The sequence below is a fragment of the Pseudomonadota bacterium genome, assembly GCA_010028905.1.
Taxonomy (GTDB): Bacteria; Vulcanimicrobiota; Xenobia; order RGZZ01; family RGZZ01; genus RGZZ01.
Genome location: RGZZ01000529.1, coordinates 1 through 3,240 on the forward strand (window position 1 = coordinate 1; position 3,240 = coordinate 3,240).

Here is a 3,240-nt window from a genome sequence, read left to right on the forward strand (position 1 = left end):
GCGGTCGAGACGCGCCGTCGCCTCGGCTGCGACGCCCGCGTCACAGGCGACGAGGCCGAGGGCGCGGATGATGGCGGCGCGGCGCAGGCGCGTTCCGTCGCTCTCGTCTGCCGGTCCGCTCCAGCCCACGGTCTCGAGCTGGGCCCCCAGCAGCCGCCGCACGAAGGCCCGCAGCGCGGCCCGGTCGTTCTCGGCTACGAGGCGGTAGTCGATGGCGTCGAGTCGACCCACCACAGCGTCGAGCACCGCGTAGTCGGTCTCGTCGCCGAACGCGCTGAGCAGATCGAGGAAGTCGCCGATCTCGCGCAGGCCGGCCCGCACCAGGGCCCACTCGTCGGAGAGCAGCTGGGCGCGCTCGGCGGCGTCGAGGGCGGGCAGGTGGTGTCGCACGCCCTCGAGCAGGGGGGCGTCGAGGGCTACGCGGTACACCCCGGTGGCCCCGGCGTTGAGCACGATGTTCTCGGGAGGGCCTTCGAGCGCGATCTCGGTGGTGGGGGCGTCGAACAGCACCCGCAGCGTATGGGTCGCCCCTTGGCTGACGTAGCGCATCACCATGGGCACGGGCCAGGTCACCCCCGGCGCGTGCTCGCCGGGTCGCGCGAAGAACCGCTCCTGGCGCAGGTGCAGGGTGCTCCCCTCGACCCGCGCGCTCACCAGGGGAAAGCCGGGCTGCTCGAGCCAGGCGTCGGCCAGGCGGGTGACGGGCTGGCCAGAGGCCTCGCCCAGGGCGCTCCACAGGTCGGCGGCCACCGCGTTGCCGCGGGCGTGGCGGCGCATGTAGAGGCGCACCCCCTCGCGGAAGGCGTCGGCCCCCAGGAAGCGCTCGAACATGCGCAGGGTGGCGCCGCCCTTCTCGTAGGTGATGAGGTCGAACGACTCAGTCGCTTCATCGACGGTGCGCACCTCGCCGCGAATGGGGTGGGTGGAGCGCATGGCGTCGAGGGCCATGGCCGAGGCCTTGCCCGCGTCGAAGTCGCGCCACACGTTCCAGACCGGTCTCCACTGGTCGACGATGACGTTGGCCATCCAGGTGGCGAAGGCCTCATTGAGCCAGAGATCGTCCCACCACGTCATGGTGACCAGATTGCCGAACCACTGGTGGGCCAGTTCGTGGGTGACCACCTCGGCCACCCGCTTCTGCTGAGGCAGCGACGCCACCGCCGGGTCGAGCAGCAGCGCCACCTCGCGGTAGGTCACCAGCCCCGCGTTCTCCATGGCGCCTGCCTCGAAGTCGGGCAGCCCGATCTGGTCGAGCTTGCCAAAGGCGTAGGGCAGGCCGAACCACGCCTCGAGGCGCGGCAGCACGTTTTCGGCCACCTCCTGGGCGAAGGCGGTGAGATGCAGCTTCTCGGGTACGGCCCAGGTGCCGATGGGGGTTGCGCCGGCGGCGCTCTCGGTGGTTGCAGAAGTCGCATCTGCCCCCGAACCCTTGGCGAAGCGGCCCACCGCAAGCGCGATGAGGTAGGTGGGCAGGGGAGGGGTCTCAGAGAATCGCAGCTTCTGCCAGCCATCGCGGGTCTCGGCGTGCTCGACCCGCCCGTTGCTCAGAACGGTGAATGCCTCGGGCGCCTCGATGGTGAGCTGCCAGGGCGCCTTGAAGCCCGGCTCGTCGAAGCAGGGGAAGACGCGGCGGGCGTCGGCCGCCTCGAACTGCGTGGCCGCAAGCCCCGGACCCGCGGTGTAGAGCCCGCGCAGGCCATCGCAGAAGCGCCCGCGCCAGGCGAGGTGCACCGTGAAGGTACCTGCGGGGATGGGGCGGTCAAAGCTGACGATGAGGGTCTGGCTCACGGGCTCGACGCGGTACGTTGCCTCGGCGGTCTGGCCGTTGAACGTAGCCCTGGCTCGGCTCACCTCGAGGTCGACGGCGTGCAGCACGAGGTGTGCGCTCTCGTGGGCCTGGTGCACGTCGATGGCGATGGTCCCTTCGAAGGTGCGCGCCTCGACATCGACGCGCAGCGTGGCCTCGTGGCGCTGCGGTCGCACATCGACGGGCAGGCGAAAGGCCTTGTCGGCAGTTGCGGCGAGGGTTGACGAAGCAGACGACATGGGGAACTCCTCCAGAGATGAATCAGGTTCTCAGTCTTCGAGATGTTCGAGCACCCGCTCGATGGCGCTGTTGAAGACGGGCTGGTCTTCGGCGTAGAGGGTGAAGGTGCGCGAGCTCGTGTCGTCGATGAGCGATAGCTTGACGTTCTTCTTTTCGACCTCGATGCCGACCCGCTTGTCGTCGCTCACCTTGAACACGCCGATGAGGGCCGACTGGCCCTCTTCGGCCGCGGTTCGCGCCAGGTGCCAGGCATCGATGAGGCGCACCCATCGCTTCTTCGAGACGTTCACCGTGGCCACGGCGAAGCTTCCCGTTCGCACGTAGAGCACGCCTTTGTTGTTGCGCACCTCGATGATCAGCGCCCCTTGATCACCGCCGTTGATGGTGACGGGCTTGAACCCGTCTGCGGCGACGCCGGGCCTGGCGAGCGTGACCAGAGACAGCAGTGCGAGTGCGGCGGCAAGCAGCCGCTTTTTCAAGAGCGTGTGCATGCAGAGCGATTTCGTTCTTCGGCGCGTCTCCCCTTCGTGCGTGGGTCAGAAAGAGCGGTTCTGTGGGAGGCCGTCGTGGGAGGGATGACCCCGCGGTCGAGGGGGCGGTTTAACGTCGGTTTCTCGCCGGTTTCGAGGCCTTTTCGAAGGGTCCGGCTATTCTCGCGCCAGCGCGCGCGACCACGGGGTCAGCCGCGCTTCTGTACAGAATCCTGTCTATCGAGGAGAATCACCGTGATCTGCACCACCCTCTCCATCACGCAGCCCCATGAAGCCCGCTCGCGCAACCAGGACGGCCGCTTTCGCCAGAAGCGCGCCGACACCCATCTGGGCACCATCGAGGCGCAGTACGGCGAGCTCTCGGATCGCCGTTGCGACGCTCACTTGGGAACGATTCGCGAGGCGTCCGGCATGTCGCTCACCCAGATGGTGGAGTCGAACTACCACGAGGTGACCCACGCACCCGGCTTGAGCGGCCGCACGCGCAACCAGGACGGTCGCATCCGCGCCAAGCGCGGTGACACCCGTCTCGACACCCTCGAGCGCACCTACGGCCACATCGCGTCGCTGCCGGGCAACACCCCGCTCTGGGTCCTTCGCGCGCTGAGCGGGGGGCACAGCCTCACCTACATCGTTCACCATCCTGGGTGCATCCGGCTGCCGGAGGCACAAGCGGAAGCTCAGACCGTCTGACCTGCGGTC

General features: G+C 68.5%; 2 protein-coding genes and 1 pseudogene. 1 reads left to right on the top strand and 2 read right to left on the bottom strand.

Annotated elements, in window-relative coordinates:
• On the bottom strand, positions 1–2,046 hold a 2,046-nt coding region (locus tag EB084_22350; protein NDD31006.1), incomplete at its 3' end, for a M1 family peptidase.
• 30 nt (positions 2,047–2,076) lie between these two features.
• Positions 2,077–2,538 (bottom strand): hypothetical protein, encoded by a 462-nt coding sequence (locus EB084_22355; GenBank protein ID NDD31007.1) that lies wholly within the window; start codon positions 2,536–2,538, stop codon positions 2,077–2,079.
• Between the two features lie 255 nt (positions 2,539–2,793).
• Here EB084_22355 and EB084_22360 point away from each other — a divergent pair.
• Positions 2,794–2,973: pseudogene (locus EB084_22360) on the top strand (hypothetical protein).
• Positions 2,974–3,240 lie beyond the last annotated feature (267 nt).

Bases quoted from the DNA above. Each gene is read 5' to 3' on its own strand.
- EB084_22355 (NDD31007.1), bottom strand. From the start codon at position 2,538: ATGCACACGCTCTTGAAAAAGCGGCTGCTTGCCGCCGCACTCGCACTG.